The organism is Aeromonas bivalvium, from assembly GCF_046078285.1.
Taxonomy (GTDB): Bacteria; Pseudomonadota; Gammaproteobacteria; order Enterobacterales; family Aeromonadaceae; genus Aeromonas; species Aeromonas bivalvium.
In genome coordinates, this window is sequence record NZ_JBGXBV010000001.1 from 1381435 (window position 1) to 1400660 (window position 19226).

Annotated in this window: 16 protein-coding genes; 13 read left to right on the top strand and 3 right to left on the bottom strand. The window is 64.9% G+C overall.

The genetic code is table 11. The features are described from left to right. Positions 1-136: 136 nt before the first annotated feature. Entirely contained in the window at positions 137-1390 is a 1254-nt protein-coding gene (gene glyA / locus ACEUCR_RS06275) for a serine hydroxymethyltransferase (protein ID WP_041995648.1), read from the bottom strand. Positions 1391-1604: 214 nt separating this feature from the next. After that, positions 1605-4487, bottom strand: a complete 2883-nt coding sequence (gene torS / locus ACEUCR_RS06280; protein WP_408788820.1) for a TMAO reductase system sensor histidine kinase/response regulator TorS — start codon at positions 4485-4487, stop codon at positions 1605-1607. Positions 4488-4558: 71 nt separating this feature from the next. Between torS and torT the strand changes: the two genes are divergently transcribed. The 3 genes from torT (at position 4559) to ACEUCR_RS06295 (ending at position 6628) form a co-directional block, all read left to right on the top strand. Then, complete coding sequence (gene torT / locus ACEUCR_RS06285; RefSeq protein WP_408788823.1) at positions 4559-5635, top strand: TMAO reductase system periplasmic protein TorT; 1077 nt, start codon at positions 4559-4561, stop codon at positions 5633-5635. A gap of 196 nt (positions 5636-5831) precedes the next feature. After that, positions 5832-6341: a GNAT family N-acetyltransferase gene (locus ACEUCR_RS06290; RefSeq protein ID WP_408788826.1), complete on the top strand. Its 510-nt coding sequence runs from the start codon at positions 5832-5834 to the stop codon at positions 6339-6341. A gap of 11 nt (positions 6342-6352) precedes the next feature. Next, positions 6353-6628, top strand: a complete 276-nt coding sequence (locus tag ACEUCR_RS06295) for a hypothetical protein (RefSeq protein ID WP_041995636.1) — start codon at positions 6353-6355, stop codon at positions 6626-6628. A gap of 146 nt (positions 6629-6774) precedes the next feature. Here ACEUCR_RS06295 and torR read toward each other — a convergent pair whose 3' ends face one another. Next, positions 6775-7485 carry a two-component system response regulator TorR gene (torR, locus tag ACEUCR_RS06300; RefSeq protein ID WP_041995947.1) on the bottom strand — a complete coding sequence of 237 codons (711 nt, stop codon included), beginning with the start codon at positions 7483-7485 and terminating at the stop codon, positions 6775-6777. Between the two features lie 147 nt (positions 7486-7632). Here torR and torC point away from each other — a divergent pair, with 147 nt between their 5' ends. From torC to panF, 10 genes are all read left to right on the top strand, one after another. Beyond that, positions 7633-8796 (top strand): pentaheme c-type cytochrome TorC, encoded by a 1164-nt coding sequence (gene torC / locus ACEUCR_RS06305; RefSeq protein WP_408788829.1) that lies wholly within the window; start codon positions 7633-7635, stop codon positions 8794-8796. Positions 8797-8823: 27 nt separating this feature from the next. After that, on the top strand, positions 8824-11334 hold the full coding sequence (gene torA / locus ACEUCR_RS06310) for a trimethylamine-N-oxide reductase TorA (RefSeq protein ID WP_408772468.1): 2511 nt from the start codon (positions 8824-8826) through the stop codon (positions 11332-11334). Positions 11335-11429: 95 nt separating this feature from the next. Next, on the top strand, positions 11430-12098 hold the full coding sequence (gene torD / locus ACEUCR_RS06315; RefSeq protein ID WP_408788832.1) for a molecular chaperone TorD: 669 nt from the start codon (positions 11430-11432) through the stop codon (positions 12096-12098). Between the two features lie 46 nt (positions 12099-12144). After that, entirely contained in the window at positions 12145-12513 is a 369-nt protein-coding gene (locus tag ACEUCR_RS06320; protein WP_041995626.1) for a hypothetical protein, read from the top strand. Positions 12514-12723: 210 nt separating this feature from the next. Then, complete coding sequence (gene acs, locus ACEUCR_RS06325) at positions 12724-14670, top strand: acetate--CoA ligase (RefSeq protein ID WP_111873385.1); 1947 nt, start codon at positions 12724-12726, stop codon at positions 14668-14670. Between the two features lie 288 nt (positions 14671-14958). Continuing rightward, positions 14959-15417, top strand: coding sequence for a type II 3-dehydroquinate dehydratase (gene aroQ / locus ACEUCR_RS06330; RefSeq protein WP_041995621.1), 459 nt, complete (start codon positions 14959-14961; stop codon positions 15415-15417). A gap of 26 nt (positions 15418-15443) precedes the next feature. Then, positions 15444-15905: an acetyl-CoA carboxylase biotin carboxyl carrier protein gene (gene accB, locus ACEUCR_RS06335; protein ID WP_041995618.1), complete on the top strand. Its 462-nt coding sequence runs from the start codon at positions 15444-15446 to the stop codon at positions 15903-15905. 14 nt (positions 15906-15919) lie between these two features. Next, on the top strand, positions 15920-17260 hold the full coding sequence (gene accC / locus ACEUCR_RS06340) for an acetyl-CoA carboxylase biotin carboxylase subunit (RefSeq protein ID WP_041995615.1): 1341 nt from the start codon (positions 15920-15922) through the stop codon (positions 17258-17260). A 176-nt stretch (positions 17261-17436) separates the two neighbouring features. Further along, a complete protein-coding gene (locus ACEUCR_RS06345; RefSeq protein WP_408788835.1) occupies positions 17437-17700 on the top strand; it encodes a DUF997 family protein in 264 nt (87 codons plus the stop codon). After that, positions 17690-19153: a sodium/pantothenate symporter gene (gene panF, locus ACEUCR_RS06350; RefSeq protein ID WP_408788838.1), complete on the top strand. Its 1464-nt coding sequence runs from the start codon at positions 17690-17692 to the stop codon at positions 19151-19153. Before ACEUCR_RS06345 ends, panF begins: the two co-directional genes overlap by 11 nt. Positions 19154-19226: the final 73 nt, after the last annotated feature.

Here is a 19226-nt window from a genome sequence, read left to right on the forward strand (position 1 = left end):
CCTGCCCTGGGGTCAGGAATGAGGTGGGCCAGTGTAACACGGCCCCCGGAAACCGGTAAAAGCCCATAAAAAACAATGCCGCCCCAGGCTGACCAGGGGCGGCATTTGGCACTTGTTTTCCCCAAAGGGAGAGCTATCAGGCGTAAACCGGCAGACGACGGCAGACGGCCAGCACTTTCTCGCGCACGGTGGCCAGCACTTCTTCGTTGTCGTGGTTGTCCAGCACGTCGCAAATCCAGTGGGTCAGCTCGATGGACTCGGCTTCCTTGAAACCGCGGCGGGTGATGGCCGGGGTACCGATCCGCACGCCGGAGGTGACAAACGGGGAGCGCGGGTCGTTCGGTACCGCGTTCTTGTTGACCGTGATGTTGGCCTTGCCCAGCGCGGCATCGGCTTCTTTACCGGTCAGCTCGCGGCCGATCAGATCAACCAGCATCAGATGGTTGTCGGTGCCACCGGAAACGATCTTGTAGCCACGCTCGATGAAGGTGGCGGCCATGGCCTTGGCGTTCTTGACCACTTGCGCCTGGTAGGTCTTGAACTCGGGCTCCAGGGCCTCTTTGAATGCCACTGCCTTGCCGGCGATGACGTGCATCAGCGGGCCGCCCTGGCCACCCGGGAAGACGGCGGAGTTCAGCTTCTTGTACAGATCTTCGTCGTCGGCGGCGGAGAGGATCAGACCACCACGGGGACCGGCCAGGGTCTTGTGGGTGGTGGAGGTGACCACGTGGGCGTGGGGCACCGGGTTGGGGTAGACGCCCGCAGCAATCAGACCGGCCACGTGGGCCATGTCGACGAACAGATAAGCACCGATCTTGTCGGCAATTTCGCGCATCTTGGCCCAGTCAACGATGCCCGAGTAGGCGGAGAAGCCACCTATCATCATCTTCGGCTTGTGCTCGAGGGCCAGACGCTCCATCTCGACATAGTCGATCTTGCCGGATTCATCGATGCCGTAGGGGATGATGTTGTAGAGCTTGCCGGAGAAGTTGACCGGGGCACCGTGGGTCAGGTGACCGCCGTGGGCCAGGTTCATGCCCAGCACGGTATCGCCCGGCTGCAGCAGTGCCATGTAGACGGCGCTGTTGGCCTGGGAGCCGGAGTGCGGCTGCACGTTGGCGTAGGTGGCGCCGAACAGTTCCTTGGCGCGCTCGATGGCCAGGGTCTCGACCACATCGACGTACTCGCAACCACCGTAGTAACGCTTGGCCGGGTAGCCTTCGGCGTACTTGTTGGTCAGCTGGGAGCCCTGGGCTTCCATGACGCGGGGGCTGGTGTAGTTCTCAGACGCGATCAGCTCGATGTGCTCTTCCTGACGACGGGTCTCGTCTGTGATGGCCTGCCACAGCTGGGGATCATAGCCTGCGATGGTCATGTCACGTTTCAACATCCGTTTATCTCCTGAAAATCGTTTGCGCATGGGCGATATGGGGCCCGCGCATTGTAACCGCAGCGACATCAAAGGGACAGTCCGACCACCCAAAAAAATGTTGAATAAATGTAATAAAACCAGAAATTATCGCCCTTCTCCCCGGATGGGGGGCCAGCCGGTCTCTCATCGGGCCGGGGAGCCCCCTCTCCTTTGAGTCACTCTTCCCTTTGCGTCATTCCTCTCTGTCCCATCCCTGCGCCCGCCGCCAGTGCGTCAGGATCCCCAGGGCCCTGGGCCACTCCTGCGCCAGGACGCCGGGCGCCACCCGCCCCGACTCCAGCCCCTCGCACACCTGGACCAGCCTCGCCAGCCCCAGGCTGGCGGCGCTGCCCTTGAGCTTGTGGGCGAGCTGGTGACGCTCCGGCCCGGCGTCACTCCCCTGCAAGTCGGCCACCAGCTCGCCCCCCTGCTGCTCGAACAGGGTCAGCATGGTGGCGAGGCGCCTGGCTCCCAGCAGTGCAAGATCCTCGTCCAGCTGCGCCCTCGTGGCGGCAAACTCGGCGGGATCCACTTCGAAGGAGGCAAGGGCGTCCCGAGGCGCAACCTCCCCCCTGGGCCCGGTCGGGGCCGCGGCAGGGAGCCCTGGCACCTGGCCCTCGTCGGCAAAGATCCCGGTAATGGCGTCGGCCAGCTCGGCCAGACGCACCGGCTTGCCGACGAAACCGGCAAAGCCGCTCGCCAGGCAGTGCTGTATGTCCTCCGGGTACATCTGGGCCGAGATGGCGATGGCAGGCAGGGGGCTGTCATGCTCTTCCTCGCTGATGGCCACCAGGTCCTCCCGCAGGCTCAGGCCATCTGTGTCCGGCAGATTGATGTCGAGCAGGGCCAGATCGAAAGGGCGCGCCGTGATGGCGGCCAGGGCGGCGCGGCCATCCTCGGCCATCACCACTCGATGACCGAGGCGCAGCAGCATCCCCTCGGCCACCAGCCGGTTTATCTCGTTGTCCTCTACCAGGAGAATGTCCCGCGGGGCATGGATGGATAGCCGCTCCCGCTGGCGCGGTTGCAGCAGGGCCGTGGGCTGCAACGCCAGACTGAACGAGAAGCGGCAGCCCAGGCCCGGCTCGCTGGCGAGGGCAAGCTCGCCCCCCATGGCCTCGACCAGACGGCGGCTGATGGCCAGTCCCAGACCGGTTCCGCCACTATGGCCCGCATCCCGCCGCCGCTGGCGAAACGCCTCGAACACCCTCTCCTGCTCGCCCGGGGGGATGCCGGGCCCGGTGTCGCTCACCGTGAAGGCGATGCAGGGCTGGGGGCAGGGGCCTCGACAGCCGAGGGGCGCCATGGTCAGCCGCACCTCCCCGCTGCGGGTGAACTTGATGCCGTTGCCAATCAGGTTGCTCAGCACCTGACGCAGCTTGCCGCCATCTCCCTCGACGGCGCGAGGCACCTCGGGCGCCAGTGACAGGCACAGGCTCAGCCCCTTGGCCTCTGCCCTGGGACGAAACAGCGCCAGCAGATCCCAGGCCAGGGCGTGCAGATCGAAGGGCGCCCGCCTCGCCTCCAGGTGGCCCGCCTCTATCTTGGAGTAGTCGAGGATGTCATTGAGGATCTCGAGCAGGGATTCACCGCTCTGGCTGATGGCGGCCAGATAGCGCTGCTGGCCGGGATCGAGCCCTGTGCCCTCCAGCAGGCTCAGGCCCCCTAGGATGCCGTTCATGGGGGTGCGGATCTCGTGGCTCATGGTGGCGAGGAAGACCGACTTGGCGCGATTGGCCTGCTCCGCCTCGGCCCTGGCCTGGGCTTGCTTGGCCACCTCCTCGTTGAGGCGGGCATTGACCAGGCTGAGCTGATCCGTGCGCTCCGCCACCCGGGATTCGAGCTCCTGCTGATAGCGGCGCAGCTCGATGGCGTTGTCGCGAAACACCGCCAGCGCCCGGGCCAACTGCGCCAGTTCGTCTCCCCCGCCGACGGGAGGCAGGGGCTGACCCAGATCCCCCTGGGCCAGGGCGCTCAGCCCCCGGGTGGTGCGCTGCAAGGGCCAGACGATGCGACCATAGACGAAGCGCCACATCAACAGGCCGAGGGCCAGCAGGGTCAAGGCCCCAATCAGCCCCAGGCCATGCTCGGTCAACGCCAGCCGCTCGCTCAGGCGGCTCTGGCTCTGGGCCAGGGAGCTGCGGGCATCATGAACCCCCTCGGCCACGCTGCCGTTGAGCCGCTCCATCAGTACCTGATTGCTGGCCGAGAGCGCGGCCAGGGCCTGCCCTACCCCCAGCCATTGGCGACGGATTTCGCCAAGCCGCTCCCCCCGGGCCAGCTGGTCCAGGGCGTCAGCCACTCGCAGGCGACGCCCGGGATCGGCGACGGCCCCGGCCCTGAGCCGGATCACCGCCAGATCCTGTTCATACTCCGCCATCAATCCATCGAGGCGAGCCCCGTTGTCGGCACGCCACAGCTCCTCGAGCCGCTGCTGCTGCATCAGGGTGCGATGGCGCAGCTCCGTCATCTGCTCCAGCCAGTCGAGATCCTGTTCGAGCAGGGTATCCAGGGCCGAGCGGGCGGCCTCCCCCCGCAGGGCATAGAGGCCGCTGATGTTGGCCACCGTGACCGTCTGGGCATTCTCCATCTGGCTGCGAGCCAGCTCGGCGACCCTGCCGGACGCCGCCACCAGCTCGCCGCGCAGCGCCTCCCCCTGCCCTTGCAGCGCCAGCCGCTCCCCCACCAGGCGCCCCTGCTGCCCCAGGTTGCCCAGAATGGCCAAGCCCAGCTGATCCAGGGATTGCCAGGCGACATCCTGCTCGCGCCCCTCCCCCAACTGGTCGAGCAGCCGTTGCAACTGCTGGCCCTGCAGGGTCAGCAACCGGCCCTGATGGCTTCGCTCCGCCTCGTTGGCCGCCATGGTGAGCAGGCGGGACGAGGCGAGGATGTCGCCGCTCACCTGGGCCAGTTCCCGGGCGCCGTCCAGGGTCAGCAGGGTATGTTGCAGCCGCCGCTCCAGCCCCCCCAGATGGCCCAGGCCAAGCCAGCCCACCAGGGAGGCGGTCAGGGTCAGCAGGGCCATCAGGGAGAAGGCGAGCAGCAGCTTGCCGCCAAGACCGGAGAGAGTGCGCACGACAGGGCCCCTTGGTTGTCACTGTGATTGTCGGGATAATATGGTCTCACACTGTAACAAAAGCTGCTCCCATGCGAAGCCTGATCCTCTGCCTGCTGCTCACCCTGCCCGCCGTCTGCGCCCGGGCGGCCTTCACCATTCAGCCCTGGCCCGAGACGGCGGACCCGTTGCAGTTGCCGCCCCCCTTGTCCTGGACCGGCCCGGTGCGCGCCGAGCGCCCCTTCGAGCTGTGCGCCCTCTATCCGCATCTGCGCGATGCCTACTGGCTCTCGGTCAATCAGGGCATGGTGGAGGAGGCAAGCCGGCTCGGCGTCGGCTTGCGGGTCCATGAGGCGGGGGGCTATGGCGCCAGCAGCGAGCAGGCACGCCAGCTCGCCGCGTGCGCCCGGGAGGGCAGTGACGCCATCTTGCTCGGCGCCGTCGATGGGCCTGCGCTGGCCGAGGCCATTGGCAAGAGTCCGCTGCCCGTGTTCGGCCTGGTCAACGCCCTGCCTCCCGCCCATGTGGTCGCCCAGGTCGGCGTGCCCTGGTATCAGATGGGGTGGCGCATCGGCCACTGGCTGGCCCTGCGTCATCCCGCCGGCAGCCCGCCGGTGCGGGTCGCCCTCTTGCCCGGGCCCGAAGGCCGGGGCGGCAACAGCGTGGTCGAGCCGGGCTTTTCCGCCGCCATCGCCGGCAGTGCCATCACCCTGGTGGACACGCTGCGCGGTGACAACAGCCGCGAGATCCAGCGCAGCCTGGTGCAACAGTTGCTGACCCGCCACCCGCACCTCGACTATCTGGTGGGGGGGGCCATGGCGGCCGAGGTGGCGGTGAACGAGCTGGCCCGCCGTGGGGATCAGGGCGCCGGACAAGGGCCCGCCGTGCTCGCCATCTACTTCAGTCACGGGGTGCAACGTGCCCTGCTGCGCGGCAGGCTGGCACTGGCCAACAGCGATCAGATGCGCGAACAGGGCCGCCTCGCCGTGGCCCAGGCCGTCTGTCTGTTGCAGCGCCCCGATGCCAGCGAGGCCCAGTGCCCTCGCCACATGGGGCCCGCCATCCTGACCCTGAGCGGCCCCCTGGCCGCGAGCGGCGACACCCTCTCGGACCCCGCCTTTCGTCCCGTCTATCGCCTCGCCCCCGGCGCTCCGCCTCCCCGCCAGTGAAGGCTGGCCACGGCTCCCGTGGCAGAGACGACAGAGAGGCGCGGCCCAAACCTGAACCCAGGCTGTACAGGGTGTCGATTGTCTACCTTCCTGCCCCAAAACCGGACGCCCGTCATGGTTCCCCCTGCCCGGCGGACCTATGATTCTCATGCGAAGCCTTTTTCCACTCCGGATGGCGCAAGACAGGAGACAGCCGATGACCAGCCTCATGCTCAAGCCCGTCAGCCAAGACCCCTATCCCGCCTTTACCCTGGCCTGTCACCGGGATGCCTGGCGCATCGGCCACGGCAGCGACGCAGGCTTTGACGAGCGCCAGACCCGGGCCTGGCTCCATGCCCTGGCCCGGCAGCGGCCCCATGGCCTGTTGCACCTCTGCCATCATCTGTGCCCCATTGGCCAGCTGGCCCTGGCGCCGGTCATGGTTCATCAGGATGGCAGCCGGCGTGGCCACATCCATCTGATCTACCTGGTGCCACAATGGCGAGGCCGGGGCCTGGGATGCTGGCTGCTGGCCCAGGCGCTGCAACGGATCCGCGCCGCCGGCTGCACCTCGGCCTCCCTGCGCTGCCTGTCCGCCAACCTGGCCGCCGAACGTTTCTGTCTGCGCCAGGGTTGGCGCAAGGAGGGGCTCCCTGATGCAGAGGGACAGTTGCTCATCACCCCCCTGTCCCCTCTTCCCTCTCACCACCCCCACCTCTCGGCATAAGGAGGCATCCCATGAACCATCTGCTGCTGTTGATCCTGCTGGGCTTTGCCCTGTTCTACTGGGTCTACTTCTGTCGCGGGCGCAAGGGGCGCCCGGTCGACTGGCAGTCCCTGCCCACCCGGGAGCAGTACCTGGCTCTCCATCCCGAGGCCAGAGGCGAGGACGGGATCGCCTGTCACCACTGCGGTCACCTTGGATTGCAGGCGCAGGGCAGGGTCCATCTGGCCGACTTTCGCCATCAGTACGCCTGCCCCCGCTGTCACCGGGTGCTGTTCAGGAGCCAATAGGCCCGGCCCCGGGCAAGCCCAGGCCAGGAGAGAGGGGAGGCAAGCAGAGGGATCGCCTCAGGATCAGGGCGCGGCCATGGCGAACCGGGCGCCCTGGCCGGGCACGGTGACGAGCCGCCGGGGAGCTGGCAGGGGGAGGTCTCGCCTCAGGGTTGCAGCTCGGCGGCGAACAGATAGCCCTCGCCGTGCACGGTGACGAACAGCTGGGGATCCCGGGGATCCGGCTCCATCTTGCCCCGCAGCCGCCGGATCAGCACGTCTATGGTGCGATCGCTCGGCCCGTCGCCGCGATGGCTGATGAGGGAGAGGATCCGCTCCCGGCTCAGCACCCGCCCGGGGTGGGCGACGAAGGCCACCAGCAGCTCGTACTCCGCCTTGGTCAGGCGCACGGGGACCCCATCCTTGCTGAGCTGGCGACGGGGAATGTCGAAACGCCAGGGGCCAAAGCGCACCGCATCGTCGCCCTCGTCGCTTTGAGTCTCGCTGCCCATCAGGGAGATGCGCCACAGCAGGTTCTTGACCCGCACCAGCAGCTCCCGCAGCTCGAACGGCTTGGTGACATAGTCATCGGCCCCCATCTCGAGGCCCACGATTCTGTCCACCGCATCGCTGCGCCCCGTCACCAAGATGATGCCCACCCTGCTTTGGGCCCTGAGCTCGCGGGTCAGCTGCAGACCATCCTCCCCGGGCAGGTTGATGTCGAGCATGATGAGGGAGACGCTCTCCCGCGCCAGCAGGGCCCGCATCTCCTTGCCATCTCCCGCCGCGCTCACCCGATAGCCTTCGCGCTCGAAATAGCCGACCAGTTTCTCGCGGGTCACGACATCGTCTTCAACAACCAGGATATGAGGGCGCATCGGCGGGCTCCGCAGCAGTAACAGGGTCATCATTCTATTCATATTTTGTCATAAATACCCCTATTTCATTAATTTCCCCCGCCAACCCTGTTCACAGCATCTCCCTATCATGGCCCCCATCAAAAGAGTCATAAGAGACGAACACTCATGAAAAAACTGTGGCAATACCTGCGCACCCCCAGTCGGCGCTGGTCGGTACTGGCCCTGGTACTGGTCGGGGTCGGCGTCACTCTGGCCGGCTCGATCGGTCTGCATTACGGCTTCGAGAAGACCAGCAGCCTCGAGTTCTGCATCTCCTGTCACACCATGGAGAGCACCGTCTACCCCGAGTACAAGGAGTCGGTGCACTTCAAGAATGCCTCCGGCGTCCAGGCCATCTGCACCGACTGCCACCAGCCGAAAGACTTCGTCGGCAAGGTGGCCCGCAAGATGGAGGCGGCCAACGATCTCTACCAGCAGTTCATCGGCCACAGCATCGACACCCAGGAGAAGTTCGAGGACAGGCGCCTGCACCTGGCCGAACGGGTCTGGGCCCGCATGAGCAGCCAGAACTCCAAGACCTGCAAGTCCTGTCACAGCTACGACAACATGGACCACGCCAAGCAGTCCCCCGCCGCGGCCCTGGCCATGAAGGATGCCGCCGCCAAGAACATGAACTGCATCGAGTGCCACAAGGGCATCGCCCACGAGCTGCCCAACATGGCCGGCGGTTTCAGGGCCAGTTTCGCCGCCCTGCAGGCCCAGGCGACCGAGGCCCCCGCCGCCGAGGTGCTCTACAGCCTGGGCGAGAAGGACCTGTTTGCCAGCCAGACGGCGAGCGAACCGGCCGGCCGCCTGCTGCCCGCGTCCCGCATCGAGGTGCTCGAGCGCGGCGACGATCGGCTCAGGGTCAGGATCCAGGGCTGGCGCGAGCAGGACGGCAAGGGTCGGGTGCTGAGCGAGTACATGGGCAAGCGGGTCTTCGTCGCCACGGTGCGCGATGAACTCAAGGCCGATGAGACAGTGCTGGAGCAGCAGACGGATCCGGCGACCCATATCCGCTGGCAGCAGGTTGCCGTCACCGCCTGGGTCGATGGCAAGGGGCTCGAACCCTCCCTCAAGCCCATCTGGGATTACGCCGGCGAGATGTACAAATCCACCTGCAACTCCTGCCACGGAGCGCCGGATCCGGCTCACTTCACCGCCAATGGCTGGATCTCGGGACTCAAGGCGATGTCGGCCTACTACCGCCTCAGCAAAGAGGAAGAGCGCACCCTGCTCAAATACCTGCAGAGCCACGCCGCCGATACCGGTGGCCAGGGCCAGCACTAACCCAGTCTCAGAGAGAGGACACACACAATGATCTCAGTTTCCCGACGTGGTTTTCTGGGGGGCATGCTGGCCGGTGGTGCGGCAGCCCTGATTGGCCCCTCCCTGCTGGGGCGCGCGGTACAGGCCGCCGAGGCCCAGGACAAGCTGGTGCTGTCAGGCTCCCACTGGGGCGCCTTCCGCGCCCGGGTGGTCGAGGGGCGCTGGGTCGAGACCCGCCCCTTCGAGCACGACAAGCACCCGACCGAGATGCTGCAAGGCTTGCGTGAGGTGGTCTACAACCCCTCCCGGGTCCGCTATCCCATGGTGCGCCTTGACTGGCTGCGCCAGGGGCACCTGTCCGACACCCGCGAGCGTGGCCAGAACCGCTTCGTGCGGGTGACCTGGTCCCAGGCCCTGGATTTCTTCTATCACGAGCTGGAGCGGGTGCAGAAAACCCATGGCCCGAGCGCCCTCTATGCCGGCCACTCCGGCTGGCAGTCGGTGGGCAAGTTCCACTCCGCCGGGGCCATGCTGGGGCGCGCCATGAACCTGCACGGCACCTATCTCGCCAAGGCGGGGGACTACTCCACCGGCGCCGCCCAGGTGATCCTGCCCCATGTGGCGGGCGCCATGGAGGTGTACGAGCAGCAGACCTCCTGGCCCCTGGTGCTGGAACACAGCAAGACCATCGTCATCTGGGGGTCCGACCCCATCAAGAACCTGCAGGTGGGCTGGCTGGTGCCGGATCACGGGGTCTACGACTACTGGGCGCAGCTCAAAGAGAAGGTGGCCAGGGGCGAGATCCGGGTGATCAGCGTCGATCCGGTCAAATCCAAGACCCAGAAGTTCCTCGGCTGCGAGCAGCTTGCCCTCAACCCCCAGACCGATCTGCCCTTGATGCTGGCACTGGCGCACACCCTGCACAGCGAGGGACTGCACGACGCCAGGTTCCTCAAGGAGTACACCACGGGCTACGACAAGTTCCTGCCCTACCTGCTGGGCACCAGCGACGGTCAACCCAAGAGCGCCGACTGGGCGGCGGCCATCTGCGGCGTGCCTGCCGACACCATACGCGAGCTGGCACGGACCATGGCCAGTGGCCGCACCCAGCTCATCGGCGGCTGGTGCGTGCAGCGCATGCACCATGGCGAGCAGTACGCCTGGATGCTGGTGGTGCTGGCGGCCATGCTGGGCCAGATCGGCCTGCCCGGCGGCGGATTTGGCTTCGGATGGCACTACAATGGCGCCGGCACCATCACCTCCAACGGCCCCGTCATGTCCGGTTTCAGCTCCGTCATTCCCGGCACCAAGCCGCTGCACGACGGCGACTTCAAGGGGTACTCCAAGTTCATCCCTGTGGCCCGCTTCGTCGACTGCATCCTCAATCCGGGCAAGACCATCGACTTCAACGGCCAGAAGATCACCTACCCGGCCATGAAGATGGCGGTGTTCTGCGGCAACAACCCCTTCCACCATCAGCAGGATCGCAACAAGATGATCGCCGCCTGGCGCAGGCTGGAAACCGTGGTCAGCATCGACCATCAGTGGACCGCCAGCTGCCGCTTCGCCGACATAGTGCTGCCCGCCACCACCACCTATGAGCGCGACGACTTGGAGCAGTGGGGTTCCCACGCCAACGCCGGCATCCTGGCCATGCACAAGATAGTGGAGCCCCTGTTCGAGGCGCGCGACGACTACGACATCTTCGCCGATCTCTGTCGTCGCTTCGGGCGCGAGGCCGAGTTCACCGGCGGCAAGAGCAAGCTGGAGTGGATCCAGAGCATCTATGACGATGCCCGCCTGCAGGGCCGTGGCATAGGGGTGCGCCTGCCCCGCTTCAGCCAGTTCTGGCATGGGGAAGGCTTCGTCAGCTTCCCGGCCGGGGAGCCCTGGGTGCGCCATGCCGCCTTCCGCCAGGAGCCGGATCTGGAACCGCTTGGCACACCTTCTGGCCTCATCGAGATCTACTCCAAGACCATCGCCGACTTCGGCTATGCCGATTGCCCCGGCCACCCGGTCTGGATTGAACCCTATGAGCGCTCCCACGGCGGCCCGGGCAGCCAGCAATTCCCGCTGCACCTGCAATCCTGCCATCCGGACAAGCGGCTGCACAGCCAGCTCTGCTCCTCGGACGACTACCGCGCCAGCTACACGGTGCAGGGGCGCGAGCCCCTCTACATGAGCCCGGCAGATGCCAGGGCGCGCGGCCTCAAGGACGGGGATCTGGTGCGGGTGTTCAACGGTCGCGGTCAGGTACTGGCGGGCCTGGTGGTGAGCGAGGACTACGCTCCTGGCGTGGTGCGCATCCATGAGGGCGCCTGGTACGGCCCCCAGGAAGGGGGCAAGGTCGGCACCCTGTGCACCTATGGCGATCCCAATGTGCTGACCGCCGACATAGGCGCCTCCAGCCTCTCCCAGGCCACCACGGCCCACACCGCCCTGGTGGAGGTCGCCAGGTTCGAAGGGGAGATACCGGCGGTCACCGCCTTCGGCGCACCCGAGTCGGCGGCAGGGATAGACCCCATGTTCCCGGCCCGGGAGGCAAGCCTGGGGGGCTAGTCCCGAGTCAAAAGGGACCCCATGGTTTCCTTTATTGCCAAAGTCGTTAGAATCGGGGGCCAACACGGCTCCCGACTGTCATCAACGGAGGAAAAATGCAGGAATTTCTGGCCACAAGCGAACGCAGGGCCGAACTCTACTGGTGGTTCGCCACCCTGTTTGCCGCCGAACTGTCTGATGAACAGATCGCCGAATACGACAGCTATGACGTACGCAGCTTCCTGAAGAGTCTCTCTACCCTGGACCCGATGCGCGACGCCGTGGCCGAACTCAATGACGCCATCGCCCGTCTGCTGGTGCGCCCCGATCGCCAGCTGGAACTGGCCGCCGATTTCGCCGGCCTCTTCCTTTGTGACCCCAAGCAGGGGGTGCCGCCTTACGAATCCCTCTATCGCGGGGAAGGGGGCCTGCTGATGCAAGCGCCCATGGCGCAGATGCAGGCGCGCCTCACCCGCCTTGGCATCAGCGTCAGCGACAAGTACAAGGAGCCCGAGGATCACCTGGCCATCGAGCTGGATCTGATGGGCAACCTCATCATTCGCGCCGCCGAGGCGCGCACTGCCGATGAGCGCGCCCGCTGGCTCGCCGAACAGGATGGGCTGCTGCACGAACAGCTGCTCGGCTGGTTCAGTCGCTTCGAACAGAGCTGCCGCGCCAAGGACAGCTTCGGCTTCTATGGCGCCTGCGCCCGCCTGCTCGGGGTCTTCCTGCTGATGGATGCCAACTACCTGAACCTGGTTCAGGCAGACCAGCCGGCCTCCTGAGCCATGCTGACGCTCCCTTGCTGCGCGCCAGCGGCGTCCTGACCCCATGAAGACGGCCCTGTTGCTCATCGCCTGCTGGCTGCTGGCCCTGATCCCGAGCGAGCAGGGCCTGACCCCCCTTGTCACACTGCTTTTTGACAGCAACCGCGAGCTCTATGGCAGCGCCCAGCTCACCGGCTTTGCCGGTGTGCTGCTGACCCTGTATCTCGCCAATCTGGGGGTGGAGGTGGTGCTCAGACGCCGCTTCCAGCTCGCCGGCATGCTGACCCTGCTGGTCGCCTGGGTCGCTTTCATCCATTGCGATGGGGGTGAGCCAAACTGGTGGCTGCTGTGGGCGCTGGCGCTGCCCTTTCATCTGCTCTCTCTGCTGGTGCTGGTGCGCGGCATCCAGGCCTTCGGCCGCCAGAAGGGCTAACCACTCGCCCAGGCGGCGTCGACCAGCTTGCCTCTTTCTTGCTCTTGCGCTGCTCGTCGGCCGCACACCTGCCCCTTCGTCCCCGACGCCCACCCTGTCTACGGGAAATGAGGGCTGGCGCACGGCTATCCAAAAGTCTAATTGCCCTCCCCCGGCAAAGGTATAAGTTGTTATCTAATTATTAAAAGGATGTATTCAAAGGAGTGAAAGATGAGCGAGCACAAGGTCTACCCGGTCAAGACCCACATCAGCCAGGGGGCTCTGCTGGATCAAGCGGGCTATGAGGCCATGTATCAGGCCTCGGTGCAGGATCCGGACGCCTTCTGGGCGGAGCAAGGCAAGATTGTCGACTGGATGACCCCCTACACCAAGGTCAAGAACAGCTCCTATGACCCCGGCCATGTCTCCATCAAGTGGTTCGAGGATGGCCAGCTCAACGTCTCCGCCAACTGCCTGGACAGACACCTGGCCCAGCGTGGCGACAAGGTCGCCATCATCTGGGAAGGGGACAACCCCGCCGAGGATCGCACCCTCACCTATCGCGAGCTGCATGCCGAGGTGTGCAAGTTTGCCAACGTACTCAAGGCGCAAGGGGTCAAGCGCGGTGACGTGGTCTGCCTCTACATGCCCATGGTGCCGGAAGCGGCCGTGGCCATGCTGGCCTGTACCCGCATCGGCGCCGTGCACAGCATCGTCTTCGGCGGCTTCTCCCCCGAGGCCCTGGCCGGGCGCATCATAGACTCGGGCTCTTCCATCGTCATCACGGCCGACGAGGGGCTGCGTGGCGGCCGTGCCGTCCCTCTCAAGAAGAACGTGGACGAAGCGCTCACCAACCCACAGACCCGCATCGAGAAGGTGATCGTGCTCAAACGCACCGGCGGCGACGTCGCCTGGCACGGTCACAGGGATATCTGGTGGCATGACGCCATGGCCACGGCGAGCGCCGACTGCGCCCCGGAGGCGATGAACGCCGAGGATCCCCTCTTCATCCTCTACACCTCGGGCTCCACCGGCAAACCCAAGGGGGTGCTGCACACCACCGGCGGCTACCTGGTCTATGCCGCCCTCACCTTCAAGTATGTGTTCGACTACCACGAGGAGGACATCTACTGGTGTACCGCCGACGTGGGCTGGGTCACCGGCCACTCCTACCTGGTCTACGGGCCGCTCGCCAACGGCGCCACCACCATCATGTTCGAAGGGGTACCCAACTACCCCGCCAGCAACCGCATGAGTCAGGTGGTGGACAAGCACAAGGTCAGCATTCTCTATACCGCGCCGACCGCCATTCGCGCCCTGATGGCCAAGGGCAACGAGGCCATCGAGGGTACCTCTCGCGCCAGCCTGCGCATCATGGGATCGGTGGGGGAACCCATCAACCCGGAAGCCTGGGAGTGGTACTACCGCACCATAGGGGACGAACGTTGCCCCATCGTCGATACCTGGTGGCAGACCGAGACCGGTGGCATCCTGATCAGCCCCCTGCCCGGCGTGACCGCCCTGAAACCGGGCTCAGCCACCCGTCCCTTCTTCGGGGTGCAGCCCGCCCTGGTGGACAACCTGGGTGAGCCCCTGGAGGGTGCCACCGAGGGCAACCTGGTGATCACCGACTCCTGGCCCGGCCAGATGCGCACCGTGTTCGGCGACCACGAGCGCTTCGAGCAGACCTACTTCTCCACCTTCCCCGGCCGCTACTTCACCGGCGACGGTGCCCGTCGCGACGAGGATGGCTACTACTGGATCACGGGTCGGGTCGATGATGTACTCAACGTCTCCGGCCACCGCATGGGCACAGCCGAAATAGAATCGGCCCTGGTGGCCCATCCCAAGATCGCCGAGGCGGCGGTGGTGGGCGTGCCCCACGAGATCAAGGGTCAGGGCATCTATGCCTATGTCACCCTGATCGCCGGGGAGGAGCCGAGCCGCGAGCTGCATAAAGAGGTGAAGGAGTGGGTGCGCAAGGAGATTGGCGCCATCGCCACCCCGGATGTGATCCACTGGGCCGAGGGGCTGCCCAAGACCCGCTCCGGCAAGATCATGCGCCGGATATTGCGCAAGATAGCCACCGGCGAGACCGACAGCCTGGGGGATATCTCCACCCTGGCGGATCCGGGTGTGGTCGACAAACTCATTCGCGAGAAGTCGGAAGCGGCCTGATCCCGTTTCGTTTGTTGCTCGACAAAGCCGGCCTTGCGCCGGCTTTGTCATATCTGACCTGTCTGAACAGGCGGACACGGCACCAGCGCAACTCTGGGCGCCAACATGGTCAATAAACAGACAGATGTAGAGATTAGACCAGTAAAATGCTGCTAATTTTCACGAAATCAATATAATTGCGAAATCTGTGTGCCAGTGCACACCGAATTGCGCAAAAAATGGCTAGATTTCTGGTCATCCGCAAGATAGCCGAACGTTATCGGCATTATCATCGAGGATGTACTCATTATGTCGCAACATCACCGCATTCTCCTGCTCAACGGGCCGAACCTGAACCTGCTGGGCAAACGGGAACCGGGCATCTACGGCAGCCAGACGCTCGATGAGATCGTCGCCACCTTGCAGCTGCAGGCCGGCGAACTCGGTGTCACACTGGAACACCTGCAATCCAACGCCGAACATCTGCTGCTGGAGCGCATCCATCAGGCCATGGGCCAGGTGGACTTTATCATCATCAATCCTGCCGCCTTCACTCACACCAGTGTCGCGCTGCGAGATGCCCTGCTGGGGGTGGCCATCCCCTTCATCGAGGTGCACCTCTCCAACGTCCATGCCAGAGAACCCTTCCGTCATCACTCCTATCTGTCCGATGTCGCGAAAGGGGTGATCTGCGGACTCGGGCCGGATGGTTATACCTTTGCTTTAACCGCGGCTGTGCGTCACTTGGCACGGCTTGATAATCACTGATCAGACAAAGAAGAAAGAGAATGCTAATGGATATCCGCAAAATCAAAAAGCTGATTGAACTGGTTGAAGAGTCCGGCATCGCCGAGCTGGAAATCTCCGAAGGGGAAGAGTCTGTTCGCATCAGCCGTAATTTCTCCGGCCAGGTTAGCGTCGCACCTCAGATGATGATGCAACCGGCCCAGGTACAACAAGCCGCCGCTGCCCCGGTGGCTGCCGCTCAGGCCGCTGCCCCGGCCGCCGATGCCGCCCCGAGCGGTCACCTGATGCGCTCCCCCATGGTGGGCTCCTTCTACCGCGCCTCCAGCCCGGATGCCAAGCCGTTCGCGGAAGTGGGTCAGCAGGTCAATGTCGGCGACACCCTGTGCATCGTCGAAGCCATGAAAATGATGAACCAGATCGAATCTGACAAGGCTGGCGTGATCAAGGCCATCCTGGTCGAGAATGGCCAGGCCGTCGAGTTCGACGAGCCGCTGTTCATCATCGAATAAGGGGATATTCACCCATGTTGGACAAAGTAGTCATCGCCAACCGCGGTGAAATTGCCCTGCGGATCCTACGCGCCTGCAAAGAGCTCGGGATCAAGACAGTGGCCGTTCACTCCACCGCCGACCGGGAGCTCAAACATGTGCTGCTGGCCGACGAATCCATCTGCATCGGCAAGCCCGCCAGTGGCGAGTCCTACCTCAACGTGCCGGCCATCATCGCCGCCGCCGAGGTGACCGGTGCCGTCGCCATCCACCCGGGTTACGGCTTCCTCTCCGAGAACGCCGATTTTGCCGAAGTGGTCGAGCAGTCCGGCTTCATCTTCATCGGCCCGCGCGCCGAGACCATTCGCCTCATGGGTGACAAGGTCTCCGCCATCGAGGCGATGAAGAAGGCGGGCGTCCCCTGCGTACCCGGCTCCGACGGCCCGGTGGACAACGATGCCAAGCGCAACGCCACCATCGCCAAGCGGATCGGTTACCCGGTGATCATCAAGGCCGCCGGTGGCGGCGGTGGACGCGGCATGCGCGTGGTGCGCAACGAGGCCGAGCTGGCCTCCGCCATCGCCCTGACCAAATCCGAAGCGGGCCAGTTCTTCAAGAACGACATGGTCTACATGGAGAAGTACCTGGAGAACCCGCGCCACATCGAGATCCAGGTGCTGGCTGACGGCCAGGGCACCGCCCTCTATCTGGGTGAGCGGGACTGCTCCATGCAGCGTCGCCACCAGAAGGTAGTGGAAGAGGCGCCGGCGCCGGGCATCACCGAGGAGATGCGCAAGTTCATCGGCGAACGCTGCGTGCGCGCCTGTCTCGAAATCGGCTACCGCGGTGCCGGTACGTTCGAGTTCCTGTACGAGAACGGCGAGTTCTACTTCATCGAGATGAACACCCGGATCCAGGTCGAGCACCCGGTTACCGAGATGGTCACCGGCGTGGATCTCATCAAGGAGCAGCTGCGCATCGCCGCCGGTCAGCCCCTGTCCATCACCCAGCAGGACATCCGCATCCGTGGCCATGCCATCGAGTGCCGGATCAACGCCGAAGATCCGTCCACCTTCATGCCCTCACCGGGCCTGATCCAGCGCTTCCACGCGCCGGGTGGCATGGGCGTACGCTGGGACTCCCACATCTATGCCGGTTACAAGGTACCGCCCTACTACGATTCGATGATCGGCAAGCTGATCTGCTACGGCGAGAACCGCGACATCGCCATCGCCCGCATGCGTCACTCCCTGGACGAGCTGGTGGTGGAAGGGATCAAGACCAACGTGGCCTTGCAAAAAGAGATCATGAAGGACGAAAACTTCCAGCACGGTGGCACCAACATCCACTATCTGCACAAGAAGCTGGGTCTGTAAGGGATTGCTGAGCCCGACCACGACGGTACTGTGGCTGCACAAGCCGTCGGGTCTGTGAGGGAGCCTCTTCGACATAACGCATCCGCACCATCAGGGGCGGCAGCATAAAAAGGGCCATGGCGACATGGCCCTTTTTTGTTATCCTTGCGCCCTTCCGATAGCTGGAGGCCGCCATCTTGTCTCGTTTTTCCCTCGCCCGCCGGGAAGCCGCGCTCTGTCTGCTGCTGACCCTGCTCTATTTCCTCGCCTGGTATGGCTGCGCCTACTTCATTCCCGAGTCCCTTCGGCTCTGGGGCATTCCCCTCTGGTTCCTGCTCAGCTGCATGCTGATGCCGCTGCTGTTCATGGGTCTGTGCGCCTTCATGGTCGGCAAGCTGTTTGTCCATATCCCTCTCGATCCCGAGTTGCCAGGTCAGCAGGAGGCCCCCTATGAACCTTGAGTTGCTGCTGCCCCTGCTCATCTATCTGCTGCTGGTGCTCGGCATCGGCTACTGGGCCAGCCGACGGCGCCGGGGGGGAGACTTCATGCAGGAGTACTTCATCGGCAACCGCAGCATGGGGGGCCTGGTGCTGGCCATGACGCTGGTGGCCACTTACACCTCTGCGTCCTCCTTTATCGGCGGGCCGGGGGCCGCCTACAAGATCGGCCTGGGCTGGGTCTTGCTGGCGATGATCCAGCTGCCCACCGTCTGGCTCACTCTGGGGGTGCTTGGCAAGAAGTTCGCCATCATAGCCCGCCGGGTCAATGCGGTGACCATCAACGACATGCTGTGGGCCCGCTACCAGAGCAAGGCGGTCGTGGTGCTGGGCTCGGTGACCATCATCCTCGCCTTCATCGCCACCATGGTGGTGCAGTTCATCGGCGGCGCCCGCCTGCTGGAGACGGCCACCGGCCTCAGCTACCAGCAGGGGCTATTGCTGTTTGCCAGCTGCGTGCTGCTCTACACCATCATCGGCGGTTTTCGCGCCGTGGTGATGACCGACGCCCTGCAAGGCATCATTATGCTGATCGGCACAGGTGCCCTGCTGGCCGGGGTCTTGATCGCCGGGGATGGCCTGCCAAACCTGCTCCACCGGCTCGAGGTGATCGATCCCAAACTGGTGAGCCCGCAGGGGGCCGGGGACATGCTGACCCAGCCCTTCATGCTGAGCTTCTGGATCCTGGTCTGTGTCGGTGTGGTGGGACTGCCCCATTCGGCCCTGCGCTGTTTCGGCTATCGCGACAGCAAGGCGCTCCATCGCGGCATCCTGATCGGCACCATCGTCAGCGCCCTGCTGATGTTCGGCATGCACCTGGCCGGGGCGCTGGGCCGCGCCCTGCTGCCCGCCATGGACAGCCCGGACAAGATCATGCCGGCCCTGATGATGGAGGTGCTGCCCCCCTGGCTGGCGGGGATCTTCCTCGCGGCCCCCATGGCGGCCATCATGTCCACCATCGACTCCCAGCTGATCCAGGCCTCGGCCACCCTGGTCAAGGATCTCTGGCTCAATTACCTGAGCCCGAAACAGAGCCAGGAGAAGCTGGAGGTGCGGGTGCCGCGCCTGTCGCTCATCACCACCCTGATCCTGGGCGCCCTGGTGCTGCTGGCGGCGCTGCAACCGCCGGAGATGATCATCTGGCTCAACCTGCTCGCCTTCGGCGGCCTGCAGGCGGTCTTCCTCTGGCCCCTGGTGCTCGGCCTCTACTGGCCCCGCGCCAACGGCCAGGGGGCCCTGGCCAGCATGGTGGCCGGCCTGCTCTGCTATGGCATCTTGAGCCAGTGGGGCATCAAGCTGGCCGGGCTGCACGCCATCGTGCCCAGCCTGGGGCTGGGGCTGGCCGTCTTCGTGCTGATCAGCCTGCTGACGCCAGCACCGGGGCAGACGGTGCGCCAGCTTTTTGATCGAGATTAACTTCTCGGCGATTAACCAAGGGCGATCTATCCCTTGAGAGAGGGAAGAGGTAAAGTGTGCGCCATGTCACATT

Bases quoted from the DNA above. Each gene is read 5' to 3' on its own strand.
- glyA (WP_041995648.1), bottom strand. From the start codon at position 1,390: ATGTTGAAACGTGACATGACCATCGCAGGCTATGATCCCCAGCTGTGG.
- torT (WP_408788823.1), top strand. From the start codon at position 4,559: ATGCGAAGCCTGATCCTCTGCCTGCTGCTCACCCTGCCCGCCGTCTGC.
- ACEUCR_RS06290 (WP_408788826.1), top strand. From the start codon at position 5,832: ATGACCAGCCTCATGCTCAAGCCCGTCAGCCAAGACCCCTATCCCGCC.
- ACEUCR_RS06295 (WP_041995636.1), top strand. From the start codon at position 6,353: ATGAACCATCTGCTGCTGTTGATCCTGCTGGGCTTTGCCCTGTTCTAC.
- torR (WP_041995947.1), bottom strand. From the start codon at position 7,485: ATGCGCCCTCATATCCTGGTTGTTGAAGACGATGTCGTGACCCGCGAG.
- torC (WP_408788829.1), top strand. From the start codon at position 7,633: ATGAAAAAACTGTGGCAATACCTGCGCACCCCCAGTCGGCGCTGGTCG.
- torA (WP_408772468.1), top strand. From the start codon at position 8,824: ATGATCTCAGTTTCCCGACGTGGTTTTCTGGGGGGCATGCTGGCCGGT.
- torD (WP_408788832.1), top strand. From the start codon at position 11,430: ATGCAGGAATTTCTGGCCACAAGCGAACGCAGGGCCGAACTCTACTGG.
- ACEUCR_RS06320 (WP_041995626.1), top strand. From the start codon at position 12,145: ATGAAGACGGCCCTGTTGCTCATCGCCTGCTGGCTGCTGGCCCTGATC.
- acs (WP_111873385.1), top strand. From the start codon at position 12,724: ATGAGCGAGCACAAGGTCTACCCGGTCAAGACCCACATCAGCCAGGGG.
- aroQ (WP_041995621.1), top strand. From the start codon at position 14,959: ATGTCGCAACATCACCGCATTCTCCTGCTCAACGGGCCGAACCTGAAC.
- accB (WP_041995618.1), top strand. From the start codon at position 15,444: ATGGATATCCGCAAAATCAAAAAGCTGATTGAACTGGTTGAAGAGTCC.
- accC (WP_041995615.1), top strand. From the start codon at position 15,920: ATGTTGGACAAAGTAGTCATCGCCAACCGCGGTGAAATTGCCCTGCGG.
- panF (WP_408788838.1), top strand. From the start codon at position 17,690: ATGAACCTTGAGTTGCTGCTGCCCCTGCTCATCTATCTGCTGCTGGTG.